Annotated in this window: 33 protein-coding genes; 30 read left to right on the top strand and 3 right to left on the bottom strand. The window is 51.7% G+C overall.

Annotated features, from left to right (window positions below; translation table 11 throughout):
* Positions 1-91: 91 nt before the first annotated feature.
* The 4 genes from HJG54_RS05260 to glyA all read left to right on the top strand — a co-directional run bounded on the left by HJG54_RS05260 (position 92) and on the right by glyA (position 3,741).
* Positions 92-229, top strand: coding sequence for a hypothetical protein (locus tag HJG54_RS05260; RefSeq protein ID WP_316433759.1), 138 nt, complete (start codon positions 92-94; stop codon positions 227-229).
* A 305-nt stretch (positions 230-534) separates the two neighbouring features.
* Complete coding sequence (aroQ, locus tag HJG54_RS05255) at positions 535-1,014, top strand: type II 3-dehydroquinate dehydratase (protein ID WP_316433758.1); 480 nt, start codon at positions 535-537, stop codon at positions 1,012-1,014.
* A 107-nt stretch (positions 1,015-1,121) separates the two neighbouring features.
* The gene (gene larE, locus HJG54_RS05250) at positions 1,122-1,946 is read left to right on the top strand and encodes an ATP-dependent sacrificial sulfur transferase LarE (RefSeq protein WP_316433757.1); all 825 of its coding nucleotides are present in this window, start codon (positions 1,122-1,124) and stop codon (positions 1,944-1,946) included.
* Positions 1,947-2,472: 526 nt separating this feature from the next.
* On the top strand, positions 2,473-3,741 hold the full coding sequence (gene glyA, locus HJG54_RS05245; RefSeq protein ID WP_420717381.1) for a serine hydroxymethyltransferase: 1,269 nt from the start codon (positions 2,473-2,475) through the stop codon (positions 3,739-3,741).
* A 220-nt stretch (positions 3,742-3,961) separates the two neighbouring features.
* Here glyA and HJG54_RS05240 read toward each other — a convergent pair whose 3' ends face one another.
* The 3 genes from HJG54_RS05240 to ndhN form a co-directional block, all read right to left on the bottom strand.
* Positions 3,962-5,830: a R3H domain-containing nucleic acid-binding protein gene (locus tag HJG54_RS05240; RefSeq protein WP_316433755.1), complete on the bottom strand. Its 1,869-nt coding sequence runs from the start codon at positions 5,828-5,830 to the stop codon at positions 3,962-3,964.
* Positions 5,831-5,959: 129 nt separating this feature from the next.
* On the bottom strand, positions 5,960-7,141 hold the full coding sequence (gene ldpA, locus HJG54_RS05235; protein WP_420717331.1) for a circadian clock protein LdpA: 1,182 nt from the start codon (positions 7,139-7,141) through the stop codon (positions 5,960-5,962).
* Between the two features lie 142 nt (positions 7,142-7,283).
* Complete coding sequence (gene ndhN, locus HJG54_RS05230; protein WP_036002436.1) at positions 7,284-7,760, bottom strand: NAD(P)H-quinone oxidoreductase subunit N; 477 nt, start codon at positions 7,758-7,760, stop codon at positions 7,284-7,286.
* An 811-nt stretch (positions 7,761-8,571) separates the two neighbouring features.
* Between ndhN and rplC the strand changes: the two genes are divergently transcribed.
* The 26 genes from rplC (at position 8,572) to rplQ (ending at position 23,070) form a co-directional block, all read left to right on the top strand.
* A complete protein-coding gene (rplC, locus tag HJG54_RS05225) occupies positions 8,572-9,216 on the top strand; it encodes a 50S ribosomal protein L3 (protein WP_316433750.1) in 645 nt (214 codons plus the stop codon).
* Between the two features lie 111 nt (positions 9,217-9,327).
* On the top strand, positions 9,328-9,960 hold the full coding sequence (gene rplD / locus HJG54_RS05220) for a 50S ribosomal protein L4 (RefSeq protein ID WP_316433749.1): 633 nt from the start codon (positions 9,328-9,330) through the stop codon (positions 9,958-9,960).
* Entirely contained in the window at positions 9,950-10,258 is a 309-nt protein-coding gene (locus tag HJG54_RS05215) for a 50S ribosomal protein L23 (RefSeq protein ID WP_036002428.1), read from the top strand. Before rplD ends, HJG54_RS05215 begins: the two co-directional genes overlap by 11 nt.
* 22 nt (positions 10,259-10,280) lie before the next feature.
* The gene (gene rplB, locus HJG54_RS05210) at positions 10,281-11,144 is read left to right on the top strand and encodes a 50S ribosomal protein L2 (protein ID WP_036002418.1); all 864 of its coding nucleotides are present in this window, start codon (positions 10,281-10,283) and stop codon (positions 11,142-11,144) included.
* A 49-nt stretch (positions 11,145-11,193) separates the two neighbouring features.
* Positions 11,194-11,472, top strand: a complete 279-nt coding sequence (gene rpsS / locus HJG54_RS05205) for a 30S ribosomal protein S19 (RefSeq protein ID WP_036002416.1) — start codon at positions 11,194-11,196, stop codon at positions 11,470-11,472.
* 45 nt (positions 11,473-11,517) lie between these two features.
* Positions 11,518-11,877: a 50S ribosomal protein L22 gene (gene rplV / locus HJG54_RS05200; protein ID WP_316433748.1), complete on the top strand. Its 360-nt coding sequence runs from the start codon at positions 11,518-11,520 to the stop codon at positions 11,875-11,877.
* A 135-nt stretch (positions 11,878-12,012) separates the two neighbouring features.
* The gene (gene rpsC, locus HJG54_RS05195; protein ID WP_036002411.1) at positions 12,013-12,762 is read left to right on the top strand and encodes a 30S ribosomal protein S3; all 750 of its coding nucleotides are present in this window, start codon (positions 12,013-12,015) and stop codon (positions 12,760-12,762) included.
* 17 nt (positions 12,763-12,779) lie between these two features.
* A complete protein-coding gene (gene rplP, locus HJG54_RS05190; protein WP_316433747.1) occupies positions 12,780-13,199 on the top strand; it encodes a 50S ribosomal protein L16 in 420 nt (139 codons plus the stop codon).
* Positions 13,200-13,202: 3 nt separating this feature from the next.
* Positions 13,203-13,430 (top strand): 50S ribosomal protein L29, encoded by a 228-nt coding sequence (gene rpmC / locus HJG54_RS05185; protein WP_316433746.1) that lies wholly within the window; start codon positions 13,203-13,205, stop codon positions 13,428-13,430.
* A gap of 3 nt (positions 13,431-13,433) precedes the next feature.
* Entirely contained in the window at positions 13,434-13,685 is a 252-nt protein-coding gene (gene rpsQ / locus HJG54_RS05180; protein WP_036002406.1) for a 30S ribosomal protein S17, read from the top strand.
* Positions 13,686-13,722: 37 nt separating this feature from the next.
* Entirely contained in the window at positions 13,723-14,088 is a 366-nt protein-coding gene (rplN, locus tag HJG54_RS05175; protein ID WP_036002404.1) for a 50S ribosomal protein L14, read from the top strand.
* Positions 14,089-14,120: 32 nt separating this feature from the next.
* The gene (rplX, locus tag HJG54_RS05170; protein WP_316435608.1) at positions 14,121-14,432 is read left to right on the top strand and encodes a 50S ribosomal protein L24; all 312 of its coding nucleotides are present in this window, start codon (positions 14,121-14,123) and stop codon (positions 14,430-14,432) included.
* Between the two features lie 147 nt (positions 14,433-14,579).
* The gene (gene rplE / locus HJG54_RS05165; protein ID WP_036002398.1) at positions 14,580-15,125 is read left to right on the top strand and encodes a 50S ribosomal protein L5; all 546 of its coding nucleotides are present in this window, start codon (positions 14,580-14,582) and stop codon (positions 15,123-15,125) included.
* Between the two features lie 23 nt (positions 15,126-15,148).
* Entirely contained in the window at positions 15,149-15,550 is a 402-nt protein-coding gene (rpsH, locus tag HJG54_RS05160) for a 30S ribosomal protein S8 (protein WP_036002395.1), read from the top strand.
* A 95-nt stretch (positions 15,551-15,645) separates the two neighbouring features.
* Positions 15,646-16,185: a 50S ribosomal protein L6 gene (gene rplF / locus HJG54_RS05155; RefSeq protein WP_211623426.1), complete on the top strand. Its 540-nt coding sequence runs from the start codon at positions 15,646-15,648 to the stop codon at positions 16,183-16,185.
* Positions 16,182-16,550 carry a 50S ribosomal protein L18 gene (gene rplR, locus HJG54_RS05150; RefSeq protein ID WP_410503817.1) on the top strand — a complete coding sequence of 123 codons (369 nt, stop codon included), beginning with the start codon at positions 16,182-16,184 and terminating at the stop codon, positions 16,548-16,550. Before rplF ends, rplR begins: the two co-directional genes overlap by 4 nt.
* Positions 16,551-16,663: 113 nt before the next feature.
* Positions 16,664-17,182, top strand: a complete 519-nt coding sequence (gene rpsE / locus HJG54_RS05145) for a 30S ribosomal protein S5 (protein WP_036002392.1) — start codon at positions 16,664-16,666, stop codon at positions 17,180-17,182.
* Positions 17,183-17,244: 62 nt separating this feature from the next.
* A complete protein-coding gene (gene rplO / locus HJG54_RS05140; protein WP_036002391.1) occupies positions 17,245-17,691 on the top strand; it encodes a 50S ribosomal protein L15 in 447 nt (148 codons plus the stop codon).
* A gap of 98 nt (positions 17,692-17,789) precedes the next feature.
* Positions 17,790-19,100 carry a preprotein translocase subunit SecY gene (gene secY, locus HJG54_RS05135; protein ID WP_036002390.1) on the top strand — a complete coding sequence of 437 codons (1,311 nt, stop codon included), beginning with the start codon at positions 17,790-17,792 and terminating at the stop codon, positions 19,098-19,100.
* Positions 19,100-19,660 carry an adenylate kinase gene (locus HJG54_RS05130; RefSeq protein ID WP_316433744.1) on the top strand — a complete coding sequence of 187 codons (561 nt, stop codon included), beginning with the start codon at positions 19,100-19,102 and terminating at the stop codon, positions 19,658-19,660. The genes secY and HJG54_RS05130 overlap by 1 nt, the downstream gene beginning before the upstream one ends.
* A gap of 234 nt (positions 19,661-19,894) precedes the next feature.
* Entirely contained in the window at positions 19,895-20,119 is a 225-nt protein-coding gene (gene infA, locus HJG54_RS05125) for a translation initiation factor IF-1 (RefSeq protein ID WP_036002386.1), read from the top strand.
* A 230-nt stretch (positions 20,120-20,349) separates the two neighbouring features.
* Positions 20,350-20,463: a 50S ribosomal protein L36 gene (gene rpmJ / locus HJG54_RS05120; protein ID WP_072009746.1), complete on the top strand. Its 114-nt coding sequence runs from the start codon at positions 20,350-20,352 to the stop codon at positions 20,461-20,463.
* Between the two features lie 106 nt (positions 20,464-20,569).
* A complete protein-coding gene (gene rpsM, locus HJG54_RS05115) occupies positions 20,570-20,953 on the top strand; it encodes a 30S ribosomal protein S13 (protein WP_036002384.1) in 384 nt (127 codons plus the stop codon).
* 231 nt (positions 20,954-21,184) lie between these two features.
* Positions 21,185-21,580, top strand: a complete 396-nt coding sequence (gene rpsK / locus HJG54_RS05110; RefSeq protein WP_036002383.1) for a 30S ribosomal protein S11 — start codon at positions 21,185-21,187, stop codon at positions 21,578-21,580.
* Positions 21,581-21,716: 136 nt separating this feature from the next.
* On the top strand, positions 21,717-22,664 hold the full coding sequence (locus HJG54_RS05105) for a DNA-directed RNA polymerase subunit alpha (protein WP_036008297.1): 948 nt from the start codon (positions 21,717-21,719) through the stop codon (positions 22,662-22,664).
* 55 nt (positions 22,665-22,719) lie between these two features.
* A complete protein-coding gene (gene rplQ / locus HJG54_RS05100; RefSeq protein ID WP_036002381.1) occupies positions 22,720-23,070 on the top strand; it encodes a 50S ribosomal protein L17 in 351 nt (116 codons plus the stop codon).
* The last annotated feature ends 28 nt before the right edge of the window (positions 23,071-23,098 follow it).

Below are 23,098 nucleotides of genomic sequence, written 5' to 3'. Positions count from 1 at the left end.
GATGAAATGGTAAAGTTAAACACAAGCTTTATCGGGTCAGTACCCCCTGATCTGACTTGTTCCTGGCTGAGGTGAAGGAGCATTTTAATTAATGGATTACATCGAACAGATTCTGGAAAAGTTGAAGGAGTGGGCGCGGAAACTGGTTGAGGCGCTCTTGGGTCCAGAAGCGCAACCCGAACCTGAGCCGATTCCAGTGCCGGTGAGAGAACCCCAGCGCCGTCGTTAATCCAACCTTAGTTTCACCAATTTTGGTTTCACCAATTTGTGAGCTGCCGATGGGTTGCAAGCTGGCGGTTTATGAGTCAAACGATGTGGAAACTTGAATGCTTTGCAGATAGGTTTCTGATAATTTGGCTGAGGTGATTTTCTGTGAGATGCCACTTGTTAGGTCAAGGGCGTTTGATTGTTGAGTGTTTGTATTTCAACAGACTACATGAAAAGAATAGTCCGCGAGAGGGGTCGTTAGTTCGGCCCCTTTCTGTTGTTAAAAAATTGAGTGTGCTAAAAAATTGAGCAAACAGGGAGGACGAATTGACTGCTACGGATTCAACCGGAAATTTAACCCACAGCATATTAGTTCTGCATGGCCCTAACTTGAATTTATTGGGACAGCGGGAACCCACGGTCTACGGTGCCACTACCCTGGCTGATATCAACCAGATGCTAGAGCAGGAGGGACGCTCGCTGCGAGTGAAGGTGACTGCCTTCCAGTCCAACCATGAGGGAGCGCTAGTAGACGCAATTCATGCTGCGTTCGGTCAGCATCAGGGGATTGTGATCAATCCAGGAGCCTATACCCACACCAGCGTTGCTATCCGGGACGCGATTGCCGGAGTTGCCATTCCCACGGTTGAAGTCCACCTCAGCAATGTCTACAAGCGAGAAGCCTTTCGTCACCACTCCTACATTGCTCCGGTCGCGGTTGGTCAAATCAGCGGCTTCGGTTCAGAGAGCTATCGGTTGGGGCTGCTCGCTCTGGTTCATTATTTACGGCAGCAAAACCCGATGTGAAGTCTGTTCTTACTTCTTCTCAGAACAAGCCAAACAACGACTGTAGTCAAAGACTCGCTAGGTTAGATAGGTTAGAGCTGATATTCGTGGTTGGTTTGCTGAAGGACATGGAATTAACAACAAAGCTGGAGCAATTAAGAAATCTGTTTGCTGAGATGGACCGAGCGCTAATCGCCTACTCTGGTGGTATTGACAGCACCTTGGTCGCCAAGGTCGCCTACGATGTGCTGGGAGAACGTGCTTTGGCCGTGACGGCTGAATCGCCCTCGCTGTTGCCTGAGGATTTGGAGGATGCGCGGATTCAGGCGGCCGAAATGGGCATTGCCCATGAGGTGGTGCAAACCCATGAAATGGAAAATCCCAACTACACGGCCAATCCAGTCAACCGCTGCTATTTCTGTAAGAGCGAACTGCATGATACCCTCAAACCGCTGGCTCTAGAGCGGGGCTATCCCTATGTGGTGGATGGAGTCAATGCCGATGACTTGTCAGATTATCGTCCCGGCATTCAGGCTGCCAAGGAACGGGGTGCTCGTTCGCCGTTGGCAGAAGTTGGCATCACGAAGCTGGAGGTACGAGAACTGGCAAGACTTTTGGGATTACCCTGGTGGGACAAACCGGCGCAACCCTGCCTCAGCTCTCGCTTTCCCTACGGTGAAGAAATTACCGTGGCTAAACTTCAGCGCGTCGGGCGGGCGGAGCGCTATTTGCGTAACTTGGGTTTGAAGAATTTGCGGGTGCGGTCAGAGGCTGATACGGCCCGGATTGAGCTACCGGCAGAGCAGATTAAGGAGTTTGTTTTAAGCGCCGATTTGCCAAGTTTGGTGGCCGCTTTCCAGTCCTACGGGTTTATTTATGTCACATTAGATTTAGAAGGCTATCGCAGTGGCAAACTGAACCAGGTGCTCCAGCTCGCTGCAACGGGTGCCTAAATAGACTGTCACTGTCAAGGGGCTTCAATTCAAACTGAAATTCAAACAGAGCGATTGAAAACTAAAGATCACACTTAATCAGCGCTTAACGATTCTGGAAATTCAATGAAGAGTCCTTGGCAGATTGTGAACTTACGTTTCAGCTTCAGGCAAAAAACATTAAAGTAAGTTCATTTCTATCGAGCTGTTGTTGATTTGGCTGTAGAACTGTCTTGACGCAACGGTGCACTCTTCCGTTCGTTTTCTCGTTTCACTTTCGGCAACATTGCTCAATGATTCACTCGACTTCATTCAACCATTAGGGTGGCGATTGCAAGATCCGTTACAATCAAGTGTTTGGGCAAAATACTTGAGCAAATACCGGAAGATTCCTTAAACGGCTGGCTTGGCAAAACACTGGTAACTATCACTGGCACTATTACGTTGCATGCGTCGAAGCAAGCCATAGGTATTCGCGCCAGTTTTAAGCTTTTTCTTCTTTAACTTCGTATTACCTAATTGGAGTTCACCCGTGTCTCAAACAAATATGGATTTTTTGGCGAAAACTGATCCGGCTGTTGCGGCCATTCTGCAAAAGGAGCTACAGCGTCAGCGTTCTCACTTGGAGTTGATTGCCAGCGAAAACTTTACCTCGGCTGCGGTGTTGGCGGCTCAAGGTTCGGTGTTGACTAACAAGTATGCAGAGGGACTGCCCAATAAGCGGTACTACGGTGGCTGCGAATTCATTGACCAGGCTGAGCAATTGGCGATTGATCGGGCTAAACAACTCTTTGGTGCCGCCCATGCCAACGTCCAGCCCCATTCCGGTGCTCAAGCCAACTTTGCGGTATTTCTAAGCTTGCTGGAACCGGGCGACACGATTATGGGCATGGATCTGTCCCATGGCGGTCACCTGACCCACGGATCGCCGGTGAATGTGTCGGGTAAGTGGTTCAAGGTCCAGCATTATGGTGTCAACAAAGAAACAGAGCGGCTAGATTTCGATCAAATTCGCGATCTGGCGTTGCAGCATCGGCCTAAGCTTCTGATCTGCGGCTACTCGGCCTATCCTCGTGTGATTGAATTCGAGAAATTCCGCGCCATTGCCGATGAGGTTGGAGCTTACTTGTTGGCCGATATTGCCCATATTGCCGGACTGGTTGCTACGGGACACCACCCGAACCCGATTCCCCATTGCGATGTTGTCACTACGACCACCCACAAAACCCTGCGCGGCCCCAGGGGTGGTCTAATCATGACCCGTGATCCAGAACTGGGCAAAAAGCTGGATAAGGCCGTATTCCCCGGTACTCAAGGTGGCCCGCTAGAGCATGTGATTGCGGCCAAAGCCGTGGCGTTTGGAGAAGCGCTGCAACCCGAATTCAAGACCTATTCGGGTCATGTGATCGAGAATGCCAAGGCGCTAGCGGCTCAACTTCAGGCTCGTGGCTTCAAGATCACCTCCGGCGGCACTGACAATCACCTGATGCTGGTAGATCTGCGCTCGATTGGGATGACCGGTAAGCGGGCTGACCAACTGATGGGTGGTATCAACATTACGGCGAACAAAAATACGGTTCCCTTCGATCCCGAATCCCCCTTCGTCACAAGCGGCTTGCGGTTGGGTTCACCGGCCATGACCACTCGCGGGATGGGTACCGAGGAGTTCACTGAAATTGCCGACATCATTGCCGATCGCCTGCTCAATCCCGAAGATGAGTCGGTAGCTGAAACCTGCCGCCAGCGGGTTGCGAACCTGTGTGAGCGTTTCCCGCTCTATCCGCATCTGCAAGCGTCAGTTCCGGCTCTGGTTTAATACCAGTTCCCAGTTTTGAGTTTTAAGTGATAAGTAATTCAACTGAATTAAAACCAAGATCAGAGTGTTGTCGCCGCCCTTCGGGTGGCGACAACATCTCCTTTGGGTTTCATGTTTAATTATGTTGTTCTACTTATTGGCATGATGCTTTTAGGGGCGCGCGGTGCGTCCCTTTTTCGTTTGATTTTTCAGCCTTTTTCAGCCTTGATTTGCTGGCGCTCTAGGCTGGGTAAATCCGCAGTCGCCGATTCGGTTCTTCGCCAAAGCTAGTGGACTTGAGCCGATAGTGCTCGACCAATTCATGCTGCATTTTTCGCACTTTCGCCGATCGCGGCAACAACTCTACCGGCTGGCCCTTTGGAATCACAATTTGCTCAACCGCCAAGCGAGCTTCTTCTAAGGCTTCGATCTCATCATCGTCTCCGTTGGTGTAGAGCAACGCCAAGTTTCCCGGCTCCTCGACGCCGACATCTTCTAAATGCAGCAGCCGTCGCAGGGACCGAACGATCTGGGGAATGCTGTTCGATTTGACGGCATGAATGGGCAACTGGCGATTCTTGGCTAGCAGTCTCAGCTTCGAGTGGTTTTTGAGATGGGACCGCAGGGCCAATACCGCATCGGCACCGTCAATGTCCTTAGTAAGGACAATTGGTAAATTCAGGGTTTGAATCACTTGCTCCAACTGATGTCGTCCCAGACCATAGGGGTAGACATGCAGGGGTAAATCCTCCCCATTTGGGCCAGTGCCGAGCTGAGCGCTCAAGTCGGCCTCACTCAGGGCAGGAAACGAATCATTCAACAACTGATCAAACTGTTGCCGTTCTGATATGAAAGGTAGGGGCGGTTCTGGCAATGGGTTGTAGCTGAAGCTTTCCCGTGCTGGTGGAACTGGAGTCATTTGTCCTGAGGCCCGCCAGCCGCTTGATGATTTGCCCGCCAGTCCGGGTGTGAGGGGCGTTCCCGTAAATGGTACGGGGCGAAGAGCAGGGGCAGCCGCCTGTTCCTGGGTAACGACGACATTGCCGGTTTCATCTACAGTACGCACCTGAAGATTAGGCTGCCGACCCCGCAGCAGACTATCTACCGTCTCCGATACGTTTTCATGCACAATCCAGCGCTGACGCTCCAGCATTTCAATCGCAATATCAAACGTGGGTGGGGCTTTGCGTTCCAGTACGCTTTTCTGACTGCCGCGCCGCCGCGCCTCTTCATCGCCTAAGGTAACGGACTGAATCCCGCCAACCAGATCCGACAGGGTCGGGTTTTTGATCAGATTTTCGATGCGGTTGCCATGAGCCGTACCGACAAGCTGCACCCCTCGTTCGGCAATCGTGCGAGCGGCCAGGGCTTCAAGCTCCGTGCCAATTTCGTCGATCACGATCACTTCTGGCATGTGGTTTTCTACCGCCTCGATCATCACCTGATGCTGCAATTCTGGACGAGCCACCTGCATCCGCCGCGCCCGACCAATTGCGGGGTGGGGAATGTCGCCATCGCCAGCAATTTCGTTCGAAGTGTCGATAATCACGACTCGCTTATTCAATTCGTCAGCCAGGATGCGGGCTACTTCTCGTAAGGCAGTGGTTTTACCCACACCGGGTCGCCCCAGCATCAGAATCGATCGGCCAGTTTCCACCAAGTCGCGAATCATGCCGATGGTGCCAAACACGGCTCGCCCAACTCGGCAGGTCAGGCCAATCACTTCACCCGCCCGGTTGCGAATGGCGCTAATGCGATGCAGCGTTCGTTCGATGCCAGCCCGATTATCACCGCTAAACATGCCGACCCGTTCAATGCAATAATCTAAATCGGCTCTGGTGACGGGCTGGTCTGATAAATACTCGGCTGCGTTGGGGAAGCGGGCTTCAGGCCGACGACCTAAATCGAGCACCACCTCCACCAACTTGTCCCGTTGGGGATGGCGTTGCAATACCTGGCGAATCGGGCCAGGAAGGATGTCTAGGAGTTGGGGTAGGTCGTCGGTAATCTGGAAGGTTTCGGAGTCTTGGGCAAGCGAGCGTGGTGGAGAAGGTGGATTGGAAGGCTGATGGTTGGGCTGTTCAGGAAGATTGTTGCCGCTGAATATCATGGATAGTTCGAGAGTACAAAGGCTGTGAAACGGTTTGTCAATAAAGCTAATGGGTAGAGCTGGCTTGAACCTGATTCAAAAAATGGGAAGGCTGACTACTGAAAGGCTCGATAGCCAGAGGTTTGATGCTTAACTGCATGGGAAGCTCCTCGATGGGGTTGTGGAAGGAATCGTTGTAGAACTTGTCGAAATCGGTGCAGGGGACCGTTGGAGTTGCAATTGTTTTAGCTCAGATACGAACCGATGGGCATAATCAATGGCCTGCCACAGTAGGTCTGGATAGTTTTCTAGCCGGAGCGGGATGCCAGCGTCTGGTTCTAAGTTAGCTGTGCTGTGGTGTTCCAGCGCCTCTAGAACCGGCGCAAGCAGCGAACGCGCATAGCTGCCATAGGCGACTCCAGCAATATAGGATGATTGCTCGACTGTCTGTTTCGTTAGCCCAAGCGCCTGCAACTTTGATACAGTCTGGCGATTGGTGCCGCCAGCAAGCTGAACAAACCCTGGTAGTTTCGCTGCTAGCACTTTGCGGCCTAGCTTTACCGCTGCTTTGGTTGCACCTTCACCAATATCTCCACTCATCGGTCTGCCGTCGGTCTGCCAGATTAAGGCACAGGGCAGGGGGGCGATCAGGTCATAAAGTGACCAGAGATAGTCAATCAAGCCGTCGTCATCGGGACAGCTAATCGCAACTAGCTTTAATTGCGGTATATAGGGGCCAATTGCCTGCCATAGGCGACTAAAGTCAGCCAGTCGGCCTACCTGGGTGTGAATTTCAACCGCATCGACTCCGGCCAGCACCAAGGGAGCAACAGCTGTAGGTGTGAACACATAAGAGCGGGCGGTAATTTGATCAATCGGGCAAATGGTTAAACAGCGTCCACAACCATAGCAGACACTATCCACAACTCCTGAAAATCCATCTAAGGGCCGCTCAAACACAATGGCTTGAACTGGGCAGACCTGCTCACACGGACGAGGGCAACTCGGAGGGCAAAGGGCTGGATCTAATTGCGCTTTGCGAAAATGAGGATCTTCCCCATCATTCAGACTGACCATCAGCCAAGGCAGCCCCTCAACTCCATAGCCTCGCGATCGAGCAGCGGTGGCAAGGTCAGCAACTACCCTCAATGCCTCCTGAACAGCGGCAATTACGGCTGGATCGGCTGCAACATCAATACAGTCAGCCCCAGCTAAAGCGTAAGCCAGCGTTAAGCTCCTCACAGCAGGAAGATTCTGGAAACTCGCGCCGCAAATCAGCTTGAACCAAGAACCTTCCCTTAAAGATCGTAAGGGACGATACAAGTTAGTCACCCTTACTATACTAAAAGGTTATACAGAAAAAGGCGAGTGCCTTGGACTAGCCTACTATGGAACCTGGAACTAGGATGTATCGCGGTTAGCGTTGCCTGACGCAATTTGATGGAAGCGTAATCCAAAGCAGCGATGTCAGCGCTTAGGCCGCCGCCAAGAAGTCAGCCAAAGGTTTCCAACTGAACTCGCGGCCGCCGCCCATTTCAACCACGACTTTAATTCGAGGTTCTTGCTGGGGCAAGCTCACCAAAAACTGAAGCTCCTGCTGTGATAGAACTGTACCTTCCAGCATCCAGATCGCTAACCCCTTTGCTTTGGGCGGTAGCTGTTCCAATTGATAAGTAGCGGCTGGAGGCAAAAAGTAGCGATAGCCAACAGCGCCTTCTCGTTCGGTCGTTTTTTTGCCCAGATGGGGCGGACGGACTCCATGTACTCCTAATAGGTAAGCCGACAGATCCCCCAACCCTCTAGCTGTAATGTGGAGAATTTCATAGCCAGCCGCTCGTAAACGACGCTGATACCGCCCCTCGTGCCCACCTTCGAGGGGAACGTACAGTCCCAATGCGCCCGTCGCTTCTAAGCTTCGAATAAAGGGCTTACCAGTCGTAATCAATGCCATAGGTTTCTCGCCTTGAGGGTAAATCTGGACTTCCCGATAATTATTAGGATTAGGACCACAAGTCTTGATTGTAGTGGGCGCGTAGGCACGATTCAAGTCGAATCTGGTTGAATTCGGCTGAGAAAAGCAATGGACTTTGTTAGCTGTGGCATAAGGCGAGCTAATGGATTTGACCGATTTTGTCTGGTGAGTCACTTCAATTTGAAAGTAAGTTGGGAATGCCACCAAGGGAAAACGCTTTGCTGGAAGTGCGTGTATGCCACTTTAGTTTGTGTAGCTGCGGTTTTAACCGCCAGCATGTTGATTAAACCAATCCCAATTTCAAAAAAGACTAGACAGTTTGTAAAAAATTGTCTTATGATAAATAGCTGTTGCCAAAATTCAGGTTAGAGCAGCCAGGGGCTGAATCGGTTTCCTAAAAGTCAGTTTGACAGATTGGTTGAACCGAATCTATGCATTCTTTGGCGTTTATCGACTTCATTAGATAGCTCTTGTGCTGTGGGCTGTTTCGAGTCGATTGCTGGGCTGCTTATTAATGCTGATAAACGCGGTGGTTGCTCTCTGGGCGCGGGATACTGACAGATGCACCTTCTGTTTAAGTCCTCAAGCCGGTTGAAGTGAGAGCGTATTGATCGACTTTTCCGTCTGCGGGTTCGTGTCATGAATCTGCTGTTTTGAAAGTGGCTCTTTATGAGTATAGAGCTGCTGATTTTTTGCTGGTGTGTCTGAAGCGGACAGAGCGCTGCGAGATCGCTGCCTGTTCAGCTTCAACGGAAAAGGTGCAAAAGGTAGAACAAGGGAGACCAGAACTGTGTCTATTGGGATTCTCGGCACAAAACTCGGCATGACTCAGATTTTCGACGAGACGGGGGTTGCTATTCCTGTAACGGTCGTTCAGGCGGGTCCATGTACGGTTACTCAAGTCAAAACTAAACAAACTGACGGGTATGCCGCCATTCAAGTCGGTTATGGCGAAGTAGCCGCAAAAGCCCTGAATAAGCCTGAGCTTGGGCATTTAGAGAAAGCTGGCGCGACACCGTTGCGTTACTTGCAGGAATACCGGCTGGACGATACGGCCAGTTTTGACTTGGGGCAGCAGCTCACGGTAGACAGTTTCACCCCAGGTCAGTTGGTTGATGTAATTGGTACTAGCATTGGTCGCGGCTTTGCAGGCTATCAGAAGCGTCACAACTTTAAGCGGGGTCCAATGGCCCATGGTTCTAAGAATCACCGTTTGCCTGGTTCAACAGGTGCCGGAACAACGCCCGGTCGGGTTTATCCCGGTAAGCGAATGGCCGGTCAGTTGGGCAATACCCGCACCACGGTGCGCAAGTTGACGGTTGTTCGAGTTGATGCCGAACGTAACCTGCTGTTGATCAAAGGCGCACTGCCTGGTAAGCCGGGTGCTCTAGTGAACATCGTTCCGGCTAAGTCGGTTGGGCGCGCGAAGGCGTAACGGATCGCGGCTGAAAAATTCACAGGCTTAAAATCCAAAAGCTAAACAAAGCTAAACAGTATCTGGTTTTTTTATAGTGTTTTGCCACCGTGAGTGAAGGTATAGCGAGTCATGGTTGAGTGCATAGTAAAAGATTGGCAGGGAGCAGAGGTGGGGCAAGCCTCGCTCGATCTGCGAGTCGCTAAAGAAGAAAGTGCAGCCCACATCGTCCATCGGGCTTTGGTGCGGCAGATGCACAATGCCCGTCAGGGCACCGTATCCACCAAGACTCGCGCGGAAGTGAGTGGCGGTGGTCGTAAGCCTTGGCGGCAAAAAGGAACGGGTCGTGCTCGTGCGGGTTCGATTCGGTCGCCGCTGTGGAAAGGGGGCGGTGTGATCTTTGGCCCCAAGCCGAGAGATTTTTCCGTCAAGATGAACCGCAAGGAGCGGCGACTGGCATTGAGAACTGCGTTTCAGAGTCGCACTGACGATTTGATCGTGGTAGAAGACTTCAGCGACAACCTGCCCCGTCCTAAGACCAAGGAGCTGGTGCAGGCCATGGCTCGCTGGGGAATTGAGCCAGAGTCGAAGGTGCTGCTGATCGTGGCCGAGCGGAACGACAATGTTTATTTGTCGGCTCGTAACATCAGCAACCTGAGAATGATTTCTGCGAGCAACCTCAATGTATTTGACATCTTGGCGGCTGATCAGCTCGTGGTGACTCAATCCGCCCTTACGACGATTCAGGAGGTCTATGGTGACTGAGCAATTTGACCCTCGCATGCTGCCCGATTTGATTCGCCGCCCCTTGGTGACGGAGAAGGCGACGTTGTTATTGGAAAACAACCAATACACCTTCGAGGTTGTGCCTCAGGCTACCAAGCCTCAGATTAAGGCGGCGATTGAGGAGTTGTTTGATGTCAAGGTGGTGGGCGTCAACACCTACAACCCACCCCGCAAGCAGCGCCGAATTGGTCGGTTCGCCGGACATCGTTCGCAGTATAAGCGAGCGGTCGTGACACTGGCACCAGGGGATTCGATCACCCTGTTCCCTGAAGTTTAGTATCTTCGGAGATTAATTAACTATGGGCATTCGGTATTATCGACCCTACACCCCTGGGACTCGTGAGCGGGTCGTTTCCGACTTTGCGGAAGTTACTCGCGATGAGCCAGAAAAGTCGCTGACTCGCTCTGTGCATCGGCCTAAAGGTCGCAACAATCGCGGTGTGATCACCTGTCGGCATCGGGGTGGCGGCCACAAGCGGCTATATCGGATTGTGGATTTCCGCCGCAATAAGCACAACATTCCAGCTAAGGTGGCGGCGATCGAATACGACCCCAACCGCAATGCACGGATTGCACTGCTCCACTATCAAGACGGTGAGAAGCGCTACATTCTGCATCCGGCTGGGCTGGCAGTAGGAGCCACGGTGGTTTCCGGACCAGACGCTCCGTTTGAAGTGGGCAATGCGCTGCCTTTGGGCAATATGCCGCTGGGTACTACGGTTCACAACATTGAGCTGATTCCAGGCCGAGGCGGTCAGATTGTGCGGGCGGCTGGAGCTTCGGCTCAGGTAGTGGCGAAGGAAGGCAATTTTGTCACACTGAAGCTGCCTTCAACTGAAGTGCGGATGGTGCGGCGGGAATGCTATGCCACCATCGGCCAGGTAGGTAACGCCGATGTCCGGAACACCAGTTTGGGCAAAGCAGGCCGCAAACGATGGAAGGGCCGTCGTCCGGAAGTGCGAGGCAGCGTTATGAACCCGGTGGATCACCCGCATGGTGGGGGTGAGGGTCGTGCTCCGATTGGGCGTCCGGGACCAGTTACCCCCTGGGGTAAGCCTGCACTTGGCGCTAAGACTCGCAAGAAGCGGAAGCAAAGCAATGCGTTGATCGTTCGCCGTCGTCGTCGTACCTCGAAGCGGGGCCGGGGCGGAAGAGAGTCGTAGGGCTGAAGTTAAACAAAAAGGATGCAAGGTTGAACAGAGGTTTGGTACCATGTCGCGCTCACTGAAAAAAGGTCCATTTGTTGCCGATCACCTACTCAGCAAGGTAGAAGCACTCAATGCCAAAGGGGAAAAGCAAGTGATCAAAACGTGGTCACGTGCGTCCACGATTTTGCCTCAGATGATTGGGCATACCATCGCCGTGCACAATGGACGCCAGCATGTGCCCGTCTACGTGACCGAACAGATGGTGGGCCACAAGCTGGGTGAGTTTGCTCCAACCCGCACCTTTAGAGGTCACGCTAAGAGTGATAAGAAAGCTCGTCGCTAGAGAAGAAAGTAATTGGCGATAGGCGAATCGCTGAAGGAGAAGATTATGGCTGTTGCTGCTGGAGAAGAAGTTAAAGCGGTTGCTCGATATATTCGCATGTCGCCGTTTAAGGTGCGGCGGGTTTTGGATCAAATTCGGGGACGCTCCTACCGGGAAGCCCTAATTATTCTAGAGTTTATGCCCTATCGAGCCTGCGATCCGGTCCTGAAGGTGTTGCGTTCGGCGGTGGCCAATGCGGAGCACAATCAGGGATATGAACCCACCGATCTGGTGATCACCCAAGCCTTTGCCGATCAAGGCCCGGTGCTGAAGCGTTTCCGGCCTCGTGCCCAGGGACGGGCTTACCAAATCCGCAAACCGACTTGTCACATCACAATCGCGGTTGCACCGAGCGGGGAAGAATGAAAGTTCTAAGTTTTAAGTTTTGAGTTTTAAGTTCTTAGCCTCGAATTTGCCTTCCTTTAAGTTTGAAAATTTGGCTCCCTTAACTCAAAATTTAAAACTCAAAACTCAAAACTATTGATTTGAAGAGGACGTACCGTGGGACAGAAGATTCATCCAGTTGGTTTTCGACTCGGCATTACCCAAGAGCACAAATCTCGGTGGTTTGCTGATTCCGATCGCTATCCCAAACTGCTGCAAGAAGACTACACTATCCGCAACTTTCTCGAAACTAATCCCTACAAGCTGAAAAGCCTTGATAGTCCAGGAATCGCCAAGATTCGCATCGAGCGCAAGGCTGATCAGATTGATCTGGAGATCCATACCTCTCGCCCTGGTGTAGTGGTAGGTCGCGGTGGTCAGGGGATCGAAGAATTGCGGAACGGTTTGCAGCGGGCGCTGAAGGACAGCAATCGCCAGATTCGGATCAATGTGGTTGAAGTGGCCAGGGTTGATGCTGACGCGGCTCTAATTGCGGAAAACGTAGTTCGTGATCTGGAGCGCCGAGTTTCGTTCCGTCGGGTGGTACGGCAGGCGATTCAGCGAGCACAGCGAGCCGGGATTGAAGGCATCAAAATTCAAATCAGCGGTCGTCTCAACGGGGCAGAAATTGCCCGCACCGAGTACACGCGGGAAGGTAAAGTGCCCCTCCATACCCTGCGGGCCGATATCGACTATGCCTATCGCACCGCTCAGACTATCTACGGCATTCTGGGCATCAAGGTTTGGGTATTCAAGGGCGAAATTATTCCTGGTCAAGAGGAAGTTTCCCAACCCAACAATGCCCAACCCCGTCGTCGTCAACAGCGTCGTCGCCAGCAGTACGAAGATCGTTCCAACGAAGGATAAATCGAAGGTATTTGGCCATGTTAAGTCCTAGAAGAACTAAATTCCGCAAGCAACAGCGGGGACGCATGAAGGGAATGGCGACCGCTGGTAACGAAATCAACTTTGGCGACTTTGCTCTCCAAGCTCTGGAGCCTTGCTGGATCACCTCGCGTCAGATCGAGGCTAGCCGTCGAGCCATGACCCGCTACATTCGCCGGGGTGGCAAGATCTGGATTCGGATTTTTCCCGATAAGCCAGTGACGATGCGTCCGGCTGAAACTCGGATGGGTTCGGGTAAAGGAAACCCCGAGTTTTGGGTGGCTGTGGTCAAGCCCGGTCGCGTTCTGTTTGAAATCGCTGGCGTGCCGGAAGCAACGGCCCGTGAAGCCATGCGCCTTGCCCAGTATAAGTTACCCATTAAAACCAAGTTCATTACGCGCCAAGCGGAGGAGTCGTAACCTATGCCTCTGCCCAAAATTGAGGAAATTCGCGATCTCAACGATCAAGAGTTAAACGATCAGATTGTGGCAACCAAGAAGGAACTGTTTCAGTTGCGCTTCCAGAAAGCCACCCGTCAATTAGAGAAGCCTCACCAGTTCAAGCACCTGCGTCATCGGTTGGCTCAGTTAATGACCATCGAGCGGGAACGGCAGCTAGCGGCTTCTAAGAGCGAAGCAACCGAGGAGTAAAGTATGGCAGTCAAGCAACGTATTGGTTTAGTCGTCAGCGACAAAATGGATAAAACCGTTGTGGTGGCCGTCGAGAACCGTGCTCCCCATCCCAAGTACCGCAAAATTGTGGTTCGGACCAAGCGGTTTAAGGCCCACGATGAAGAAAACAAGTGTCAGGTCGGCGACCGGGTGAGAATTCAGGAGACGCGTCCCCTCAGCCGCACCAAGCGCTGGGAAGTGGTAGACATTCTTAGCCATGTCCCTGAGGCGTAATTTTTAACCAAAATTCCAGTATCCAGGGAGGCTAACAGTGATTCAGCAAGAAACCTATCTAAATGTGGCAGACAACAGCGGTGCTCGCAAACTAATGTGCATTCGAGTACTGGGTGGCAACCGTCGCTATGCCAATGTGGGTGACGTGATCATTGCTGTGGTGAAGGATGCCCTTCCGAACATGGCAGTGAAGAAATCTGATGTGGTGCGAGCGGTAGTCGTGCGAACCAAAAAAGGCCTGAGGCGAGAAAGCGGCATGAGCATTCGGTTTGACGATAATGCTGCCGTGATCATCAACGCGGAAGGCAACCCCAGAGGAACACGGGTATTCGGTCCAGTTGCACGTGAACTGCGGGACAAAAACTTTACGAAAATTGTCTCTCTGGCTCCGGAGGTGCTCTAATGGCGAAGCAAAAAAAACCTGTGCGTTACAAAATGCACGTTAAGAAGGGAGATACGGTCCAGGTAATTGCAGGCAGCGAAAAGGGCAAGGTTGGCGAAGTATTGCGCACCTTCCCTGAAACCAGCAAAGTGCTGATCAAAGGGGTCAACGTTAAAACCAAGCACGTCAAACCTCAGCAAGAAGGCGAGTCGGGCCAAATCACTACGATTGAATTTCCGATTCACAGCTCCAATGTCATGCTGTACTCCACCAAGCAAAAGGTGGCAAGCCGAATCTGCTATACCTTCAACAGCGATGGCCGCAAGGTACGAATGCTGAAGAAAACTGGAGAAGTTATTGATTAAGTTTTGAGTTCTGAGTTTTAAGTTTTGAGTTGGACCGAGAAGGTTTCAACATCAGAGTTAAATCCAATTCAAAACTAAGAGCTTAAAATTCAAAACTCAAAATTTGTAGGCCCTGACCAAGCCCAGGGAAAAGGCAGGAGAATTATTATGGCAGATAGTCTAAAGTCACTTTACAAAGAGAAGGTCGTCCCCAAGCTGATCGAGCAATTTCAGTACGAAAACGTGCACCAAGTGCCCAAACTGGTTAAGGTTACGGTGAATCGAGGCTTAGGAGAAGCGGCGCAGAACGCTAAGGCACTGGAATCTTCACTGAACGAGATTGCGTTGATCACAGGGCAAAGGCCAGTCGTTACACGAGCCAAGAAGGCGATTGCTGGATTTAAGATCCGCAAAGGCATGCCGGTCGGGATTATGGTAACGCTGCGTTCGGATCGGATGTATGCGTTTTTGAACCGACTGATGAACCTAGCGCTTCCCCGCATTCGCGACTTTCGCGGGGTTAGCCCAAAAAGCTTTGACGGTCGAGGTAACTATACCTTGGGAATTCGAGAGCAGCTCATCTTCCCTGAAGTTGAATACGACACCATCGACCAAATTCGAGGGATGGATATCTCCATCATCACCACTGCGAACACGGATGAAGAAGGTCGTGCTTTGCTGAAGGAATTAGGAATGCCCTTCCGGGACAATTGAGGCAGTTTCATTAAGAGGAAACTATGGCGGCTAACGACACTATTGCAGATATGCTGACGCGGATTCGGAATGCAAATTTAGCGCGGCATCAAACCACAGAGGTTCCATCGACGAAGATGACCCGCAGCATTGCGAAGGTCTTACAAGAAGAGGGATTCATTATCGACTTTTCTGAGAAAGAAGAGGGAACTAAAAAGAGTTTGGTGATTGCGCTGAAATACAAAGGCAAGAATCGTCGTCCGATTATCAATACGCTGAAGCGGGTCAGCAAACCGGGACTGCGGGTCTACTCGAATCGTAAGGAGTTGCCGAGGGTCCTAGGCGGAATTGGGATTGCCATTATTTCCACTTCTAGCGGCATCATGACCGACCGGGATGCTCGACGGCAAGGGCTAGGAGGCGAAGTCCTCTGCTATGTCTGGTAGCGCCGCAACGTCGTTGGCGTTAAAGTCAGCATTGCATTCATTAACAGAACCTCAAGACTACTACTGCTGATGATTGTGTCTAGGAGAAAGTAATCATGTCTCGTATTGGTAAACGCCCAATTCCAGTTCCTAAGAACGTGACTGTAACCATCGCGAATCAGCATGTAGCAGTCAAGGGGCCAAAAGGTGAACTCGCTCGCACACTGCCGGATGAGGTAGAAGTGGTGCAAGAAGGCGAAACGATTCTAGTCAACCGTCGCAATGACTCTCGGGTTGCCCGTCAGCGCCACGGTCTTTCCCGCACTCTAGTTGCCAACATGGTGGAAGGAGTGTCTCAGGGATTTCAAAAGCGTTTAGAGATTCAAGGGGTTGGCTATCGTGCTCAGGTGCAGGGACGCAACCTGGTATTGAGCCTGGGCTATAGTCACCCGGTTCAGATTGAACCACCGGATGGCATTCAGTTTGCCGTTGAAAACAACACAAACGTAGTTGTGTCCGGCATCAACAAAGAAATTGTCGGTAACGTAGCGGCCCAAATTCGCGCGGCTCGCCCACCCGAACCCTACAAAGGCAAGGGAGTCCGGTACGCGGGCGAGATGGTTAGACGTAAGGCTGGTAAGGCAGGGAAGAAATAATCATGAAACGGACACGCAAAGAATCAACTCGTCGTCGCCACAGCCGAATTCGGCGCACGGTTGTTGGAACTTCAGAGCGGCCTCGTCTGGCAGTATTTCGTTCCAACCAGCATATTTACGCCCAGGTAATCGACGACAGCCAGCATCGTACTTTGGCAGCAGCGTCTACCCTAGAGGCCGATCTGCGCTCCGAGCTGGAATCAGGTTCCACCTGTGAAGCATCGGCTCGGATTGGCAAACTAATAGCTGAACGAGCGATTGCTCAGGGGGTGCAGCAAGTTGTGTTTGACCGAGGTGGCAATCTGTATCACGGTCGGGTAAAAGCTTTGGCTGATGCCGCTAGAGAAGGCGGACTAAATTTCTAATATCAACAAAGTGTACAGGTGTTTCGCGAAACGCCTCTACGCAAATTCTGGCTCATCAACCGGATTTGATATGACTCGAATTTCTAACTGCCGCAGATTTGAGGAAAGGCAAGATGGCGAATCGTCGCAAAACCAAAACTAAAGAGAAGGAAACCGATTGGCAAGAGCGGGTGGTCCAAATCCGCCGGGTCACCAAGGTCGTAAAGGGTGGTAAAAAGCTGAGCTTCCGCGCGATCGTGGTTGTGGGCAACGAGAAAGGACAGGTCGGCGTCGGCGTCGGCAAAGCCAGTGATGTGATTGGTGCTGTTCGTAAGGGCGTGGCTGATGGCAAAAAGCATCTGGTAGAAGTGCCCTTGACTAAAGCTAACTCGATTCCCCATCCGGTGAACGGAGCTGGGGGTGGAGCCAAAGTGATGATGCGTCCTGCTGCTCCGGGTACGGGGGTAATTGCTGGGGGTGCCGTGCGGACCGTTCTGGAACTGGCCGGTGTCCGCAACGTATTGGCGAAGCAACTCGGTTCTGACAACCCGCTCAACAATGCGAGAGCTGCAGCAAATGCCCTAGCCTCACTCCGCACCTTCTCGGAGGTAGCTGAAGAAAGAGGTATTCCGGTCGAGAACCTTTATGCCTGAGCGCTCAGCAGATTTCTGAGCAAGACTATAGTTACCCAATCACTTGAGTTGAGAGGATAGTCATGAGATTAGAAGACGCTGCCCCCAAGGCAGGTTCACAAAAACGTAAGCGCCGGGTTGGGCGCGGGATCGCGGCGGGTCAAGGTGCAAGCTGTGGCTTTGGCATGCGGGGTCAAAAATCCCGTTCGGGCCGTCCGACTCGGCCTGGGTTTGAAGGGGGGCAAATGCCCTTATACCGCCGGATTCCTAAGTTGAAGCATTTTCCGTTGATCAATCGTCAGCATTACACGATTATCAACGTCGGCGACTTGGCGGATTTAGCCAAAAATACCGAGGTGAATCTGGCTTCTCTAATGGACGCCGGAATTATCACAACTGACGACGGTCCCCTTAAGGTTCTGGGTCATGGCGATCTTTCGGTTGCCCTCAAGGTCCAGGCCGCAGCATTCACAGCTACAGCCAAAGAGAAGATCGAAGCGGCTGGGGGAACTTGCGAAGTCGTCGGCTAGAATTTGGGTGGTAGGCAAAATTACGTTTGACTCAATTTTGGCATCGAGACTCTCTGTTCTAGCGATGCGCTAGATCCCGCCACTAGAGGTATCTGTTTATGGTAGTTAGTCGAGATAAGACCCCCACGGCTCAGGAAACCTTTGTGCAAATGGCTCAGGCAGCCGGTCTTCGCGGTCGGCTGCTTGTTACTATCGGCATGCTGATCCTGATCCGATTAGGGATTTATATTCCAGTGCCCGGTATTGACCGTGCGGCCTTTCAGCAAGGGTTGCAGGGCAGCGGCTTGGGTAATTTAATTGGCATTTTAGATATTTTGGCTGGGGGCGGCATTTCAGCCCTTGGCATTTTTGCGTTAGGAATTTTGCCCTACATCAACGCCTCCATCATCATGCAGTTGATGGCCGCCGCGATTCCTAGCTTAGAAGACTTACAGAAAAACGAAGGTGAGGCCGGACGCCGCAAGATTTCTCAAATTACTCGCTATGTGGCGCTAGCCTGGGCAATTTTCCAGAGCATCGGTATTTCTTTATTCATCAGCCAATACGCCATTAATCCGGGACCCATGTTCGTGGCTCAGACGGTTCTGGCATTAACGGCAGGTTCCATGTTTGTCATGTGGGTCGGCGAGCTGATCACTGAACGGGGAGTGGGTAACGGGGCTTCGCTGCTGATTTTCGTCAGTATTGTCTCAACCTTACCTCGCTCCTTGGGGCAAACGATTGAGCTAGCCCAGAGTGGCGACCGCAGCTTGGTGGGTGGCGTGATTATCCTGCTGCTGGTGTTCCTAGCAATGATCGTGGGGATTGTGTTCGTCCAGGAAGGTACCCGCCGTATCCCAATCATCTCGGCTCGGCGGCAGGTGGGACGACGTCTCTATCTAGAAAAGAGCAGCTATTTACCCTTGCGGTTGAATCAGGGCGGCGTGATGCCGATCATCTTTGCCTCAATGGTGCTGTTCTTACCGGCCTCGCTGGTGCAGTTCTTGCCCAATAACGAAATCCTGAATCAAGTGATTCGCTATCTCAGCCCTGGGCATTGGCTGTATGTGGTTGTGTATCTAGCGCTGATTCTGTTCTTTAGCTACTTCTATGCGTCCTTGATCATCAACCCAGTTGATATGGCGCAGAACTTGAAGAAGATGGGAGCCAGCATTCCGGGGATTCGTCCAGGGAAAGCGACTAGCGAATACATCGAGCGGGTTTTGAATCGGTTGACGTTTTTGGGTGCGATTTTCTTGGGTCTGGTTGCCATCATCCCAACAGCAGTGGAAGGGGCCACCCAGGTTCGTACCTTCCAGGGTTTGGGCGCAACCTCTCTGCTGATTCTGGTCGGTGTGGCGATTGACACGGCTAAGCAGATTCAGACCTATGTGATTTCTCAACGCTATGAAGGGATGGTGAAACAGTAGTGGCTCGATTGATCTTTTTGGGGCCTCCAGGAGCTGGCAAGGGAACTCAAGCTCAATCTCTGGCCCAGGCCCATCACATCCCTCATATTTCGACCGGCGACATTCTCCGGAATGCAGTGACTCAACAAACTGAGCTGGGAAAAAAAGCCCAATCCTATATGGATCGGGGAGAATTGGTGCCAGACCAGCTCATCCTCGATTTAGTCGAAGAACGGCTAAACCAATCCGATGCAGCCTCTGGTTGGATTCTGGATGGGTTTCCCCGCACCATCACTCAGGCAACCTTCTTAGATCAGCTGCTCTCGCAAATTCATCAGAATTGCGATTATGTGGTGAACTTTGAAGTGCCCGACGAGATCCTGGTGGCGCGTCTCCTGGGCCGAGGCCGTAAGGATGATACCGAAGAAGTGATTCGGCATCGTTTAGAGGTGTATCGCCAGCAGACAGCTCCTCTAATTGATTTCTACCGCGAGCGCCAGCAGTTGGTTTCAATTGACGGCGATCAAACTATTGACCAGGTGAATCAAAAGCTGGGCCAAATCCTTCGCCCTAAGGTTTGATTCGGCTCATCCCTGAGAAGGTGAGAACAAGCATACTTTGGGGTAAGTTGATCGAGATCACTGCGAAAAACCAACTTTCTTAAACATTTGTTAGGCTAGAAATGAAATTCTGTGGCTTGGGTCTAGGATGACTGCGTGAGTTTAATTTAGCCGAGTCAGCAATTCAACCCAGCGGTTATTCAGCCCAGCTGCTTTAATAAGTTCATTTTTTGTTGATTAGTTGAGGAGAGCAAATTGTCTAAGCAAGATTTGATTGAAATGGAAGGCACTGTGACTGATTCACTGCCGAATGCCATGTTCCGTGTCGATTTAGATAACGGGTTTAATGTCCTAGCCCATATTTCTGGCAAAATCCGTCGTAACTATATCAAGATCCTGCCCGGTGATCGAGTCAAGGTGGAACTGACGCCCTACGACTTAACTAAAGGCAGAATTACTTACCGTTTACGCAAGAAATAGGTAAGTTGATAGGACGGTTGCGCTAGTGATTTGCTGCTAGCTTTGAGGCAACTAATTCGGTTGCTGGTCACGCCTGCATTAGGCATCTACACAATGGCTGTCTAGCTTATCTAAACGATAACCGAATGAACAGATTCCATTTTTTACCTGTTTTATTAGTCATTGCTTTAACATTGACAGATTAATTGCAGTTTGCTAATATATTAAGTTTGTAGTCATAGGTTGGGGACATGAAGGTCCGAGCATCTGTACGAAGAATGTGCGAAAAATGTCGGGTGATTCGGCGCAAGGGTCGGGTCATGGTGATTTGCTCCAACCCGAAGCATAAGCAGCGTCAAGGGTAGTTTCCCTTGGTCGCGCAACTGGATATGAGATGCTGAGCATCGGCTGAGAATTTCAGTCCTGGTATAAATCGTTAGATTGTAGCAGCGAAACGGAGAGAAATAAAACGTGGCGCGGATAGCTGGAGTAGACCTTCCACGGGATAAACGTGTAGAGATTGGTCTGACCTATATTTACGGAATTGGATTAACCCGCTCGAAGCAAGTTTTGGCGAAGACTGGGGTAAATCCTGATACGCGAGTCAAAGATTTAAGCGATGCCGAAGTGGCTGCGCTGCGGGAAGCCGTCGAGGGCGACTACCAGGTTGAGGGTGACCTCAGACGTTGGGAGTCCATGAATATCAAGCGATTGATGGACATTGGCACTTACAGAGGTCGTCGCCATCGGTTGGGTCTGCCCGTTCGGGGTCAAAGAACGCGAACCAATGCTCGGACCCGCCGGGGTGGTCGCCGCACTGTAGCAGGTAAGAAGAAAGCGCCCAGCAAGAAATAGGGCCGTATCTGGGAAGTTGGATCTGGCAGCGAAATGGGTCCCCCTAGTCGCTGTTTTTGTCTGTCTGAGAAAAGCTGGTCGGGGAACTACGTCTCAGCTTTTTCGCAATCCACTCACCGCCTACAGTCAATTTTCCTGACAATTGCTTGGACTAGGCATTGGCTGGTCTGCTCTATGAACGAGTCTAATCAACGAGAATCACTAAGTCTAATTAACGAGAGATAACGGCGTATGGCACGACAACCCACCAGAAAGACGGGAGCTAAAAAGCAGAAGCGGAATGTGCCCAATGGAGTGGCTCATATCCAATCGACCTTCAACAACACGATCGTAACCATTACCGATGTAAATGGCGAGACTATTTCTTGGTCGTCCTCTGGAGCTAGCGGCTTCAAAGGCGCGAAGAAAGGAACTCCCTATGCGGCGCAAACGGCAGCTGAGCGGGCAGCCCAACGGGCAACTGAGCAAGGTATGCGGCAAATCGAGGTGATGGTGAGCGGTCCTGGCTCTGGCCGGGAAACGGCGATCCGGGCACTGCAAGCGGCTGGTTTGGAAATTACGTTGATTCGAGATGTAACGCCCATTCCCCACAATGGTTGTCGGCCTCCCAAGCGGCGTCGGGTGTAAGTGCTAGCTCCCGCAGCAGAAGCAATAGAGATTTGAGGAATTGAGGACAGGTTGATGTTAACCGTTATCTCAGGTTGGGAACGGATTGGCGGAATTAGGTTTGCTTTCTAGGGCTAAGGAGAAGGGAGGTTTGACTGTGGCACAGTTTCAAGTTGAGTGTGTGGAATCGGATACCGGGGATGACCGCAGCTCCTACAGCAAGTTTGTGCTGGAACCGCTCGATCGAGGGCAGGGAATCACGGTCGGCAATGCGCTGAGACGGGTTCTGCTGTCTAACCTAGAAGGGGCTGCGGTGACGGCTGTACGGATTGCCGGAGTGTCTCATGAGTTTATGACTGTCCCCGGCGTGCGGGAAGATGTGCTGGACATCTTGCTGAACATGAAGGAGGTTGTCCTCAAAAGCTATTCCTCCCAACCGCAGATTGGGAGGCTGCGAGTGGAAGGGCCAGCGACAATCACCGCAGGTTACTTCGACTTTCCAGCAGAAGTTCAAGTGATCGATCCGGAGCAATATATCGCCACGCTGGCGGCAGGGCATACGTTAGAGATCGAGTGCCGAGTTGAAAAGGGGATTGGCTATCGGGCCATCGAGCGGGGCCGCGACGAAACGTCAGCCCTGGACTTTTTGCAAATCGACTCGGTGTTTATGCCGGTCCGCAAGGTGAACTACACCGTGGAAGATGCCAGGGTGGGTGGCTCACTAGAGAAAGACCGTCTGATTCTGGAAGTTTGGACCAACGGTAGCCTGACGCCTCAAGAAGCCTTGAGTCAGGCTGCTGATATTTTGGTTGGCTTGTTCAATCCGCTGCGGGAAATTGATTTTGCGCCTATTGATGACGCCGACGAGATTGATGTCGATCCAGCTAATCAAATTCCGATCGAGGAACTGCAGCTATCGGTGCGAGCCTATAACTGCCTGAAGCGTGCTCAAATTAACTCGGTTGCGGATTTGTTGGACTACACCCAGGAAGACTTGTTGGAGATCAAGAACTTTGGAGCCAAATCGGCTGAAGAGGTGATTCAAGCTCTACAGGATCGGTTGGGCATCACGCTACCCCACGATAAATCCTCTCGGTCTACCTAGATTGGGTTTTTTGATTGACTGTACTGTACTCTAGCTGATTTGAACTGCAAAAACTATGCGTCACCGTTGTCGCGTCCCACAATTGGGCAAACCTGCTGACCAGCGTAAAGCACTGCTGCGAGCGCTAACTACGGAACTGATTCGCCACGGGCGGATCACAACCACTAAAGTGCGGGCTAAGGCGGTTCGTTCTGAAGCAGAGCGGATGATCTCCTTGGCCAAAGATGGTTCCTTAGCGGCTCGGCGTGAAGCGCTTGGCTATATCTATGACAAACAGTTGGTGCATGCCCTGTTTGAACAAGCTCCTCAGCGCTATGGCAATCGCCAAGGCGGCTACACCCGCGTACTCCGCACCGTTAACCGGAAGGGAGACAACGCCGAAATGGCCATTATTGAGTTGACTTGAGCAGTAAGCGCTCCTGGAATCGGATAAC

The sequence above is a fragment of the Leptolyngbya sp. NK1-12 genome (genome assembly GCF_032598965.1).
GTDB lineage: Bacteria > Cyanobacteriota > Cyanobacteriia > Elainellales > Elainellaceae > Elainella.
This window is presented reverse-complemented; position numbering and strand designations above follow the sequence as displayed.

Bases quoted from the DNA above. Each gene is read 5' to 3' on its own strand.
- rplP (WP_316433747.1), top strand. From the start codon at position 12,780: ATGTTAAGTCCTAGAAGAACTAAATTCCGCAAGCAACAGCGGGGACGC.
- rpsQ (WP_036002406.1), top strand. From the start codon at position 13,434: ATGGCAGTCAAGCAACGTATTGGTTTAGTCGTCAGCGACAAAATGGAT.
- rplD (WP_316433749.1), top strand. From the start codon at position 9,328: ATGGTTGAGTGCATAGTAAAAGATTGGCAGGGAGCAGAGGTGGGGCAA.
- rplV (WP_316433748.1), top strand. From the start codon at position 11,518: ATGGCTGTTGCTGCTGGAGAAGAAGTTAAAGCGGTTGCTCGATATATT.
- rpsH (WP_036002395.1), top strand. From the start codon at position 15,149: ATGGCGGCTAACGACACTATTGCAGATATGCTGACGCGGATTCGGAAT.
- rplO (WP_036002391.1), top strand. From the start codon at position 17,245: ATGAGATTAGAAGACGCTGCCCCCAAGGCAGGTTCACAAAAACGTAAG.
- rpsK (WP_036002383.1), top strand. From the start codon at position 21,185: ATGGCACGACAACCCACCAGAAAGACGGGAGCTAAAAAGCAGAAGCGG.
- rplF (WP_211623426.1), top strand. From the start codon at position 15,646: ATGTCTCGTATTGGTAAACGCCCAATTCCAGTTCCTAAGAACGTGACT.
- rpsE (WP_036002392.1), top strand. From the start codon at position 16,664: ATGGCGAATCGTCGCAAAACCAAAACTAAAGAGAAGGAAACCGATTGG.
- HJG54_RS05240 (WP_316433755.1), bottom strand. From the start codon at position 5,830: ATGATATTCAGCGGCAACAATCTTCCTGAACAGCCCAACCATCAGCCT.
- ndhN (WP_036002436.1), bottom strand. From the start codon at position 7,760: ATGGCATTGATTACGACTGGTAAGCCCTTTATTCGAAGCTTAGAAGCG.
- rpmC (WP_316433746.1), top strand. From the start codon at position 13,203: ATGCCTCTGCCCAAAATTGAGGAAATTCGCGATCTCAACGATCAAGAG.
- rpmJ (WP_072009746.1), top strand. From the start codon at position 20,350: ATGAAGGTCCGAGCATCTGTACGAAGAATGTGCGAAAAATGTCGGGTG.
- HJG54_RS05215 (WP_036002428.1), top strand. From the start codon at position 9,950: ATGGTGACTGAGCAATTTGACCCTCGCATGCTGCCCGATTTGATTCGC.
- rpsS (WP_036002416.1), top strand. From the start codon at position 11,194: ATGTCGCGCTCACTGAAAAAAGGTCCATTTGTTGCCGATCACCTACTC.
- rplQ (WP_036002381.1), top strand. From the start codon at position 22,720: ATGCGTCACCGTTGTCGCGTCCCACAATTGGGCAAACCTGCTGACCAG.
- rplB (WP_036002418.1), top strand. From the start codon at position 10,281: ATGGGCATTCGGTATTATCGACCCTACACCCCTGGGACTCGTGAGCGG.
- larE (WP_316433757.1), top strand. From the start codon at position 1,122: ATGGAATTAACAACAAAGCTGGAGCAATTAAGAAATCTGTTTGCTGAG.
- secY (WP_036002390.1), top strand. From the start codon at position 17,790: ATGGTAGTTAGTCGAGATAAGACCCCCACGGCTCAGGAAACCTTTGTG.
- rplE (WP_036002398.1), top strand. From the start codon at position 14,580: ATGGCAGATAGTCTAAAGTCACTTTACAAAGAGAAGGTCGTCCCCAAG.
- rplX (WP_316435608.1), top strand. From the start codon at position 14,121: ATGCACGTTAAGAAGGGAGATACGGTCCAGGTAATTGCAGGCAGCGAA.
- HJG54_RS05260 (WP_316433759.1), top strand. From the start codon at position 92: ATGGATTACATCGAACAGATTCTGGAAAAGTTGAAGGAGTGGGCGCGG.
- glyA (WP_420717381.1), top strand. From the start codon at position 2,473: ATGGATTTTTTGGCGAAAACTGATCCGGCTGTTGCGGCCATTCTGCAA.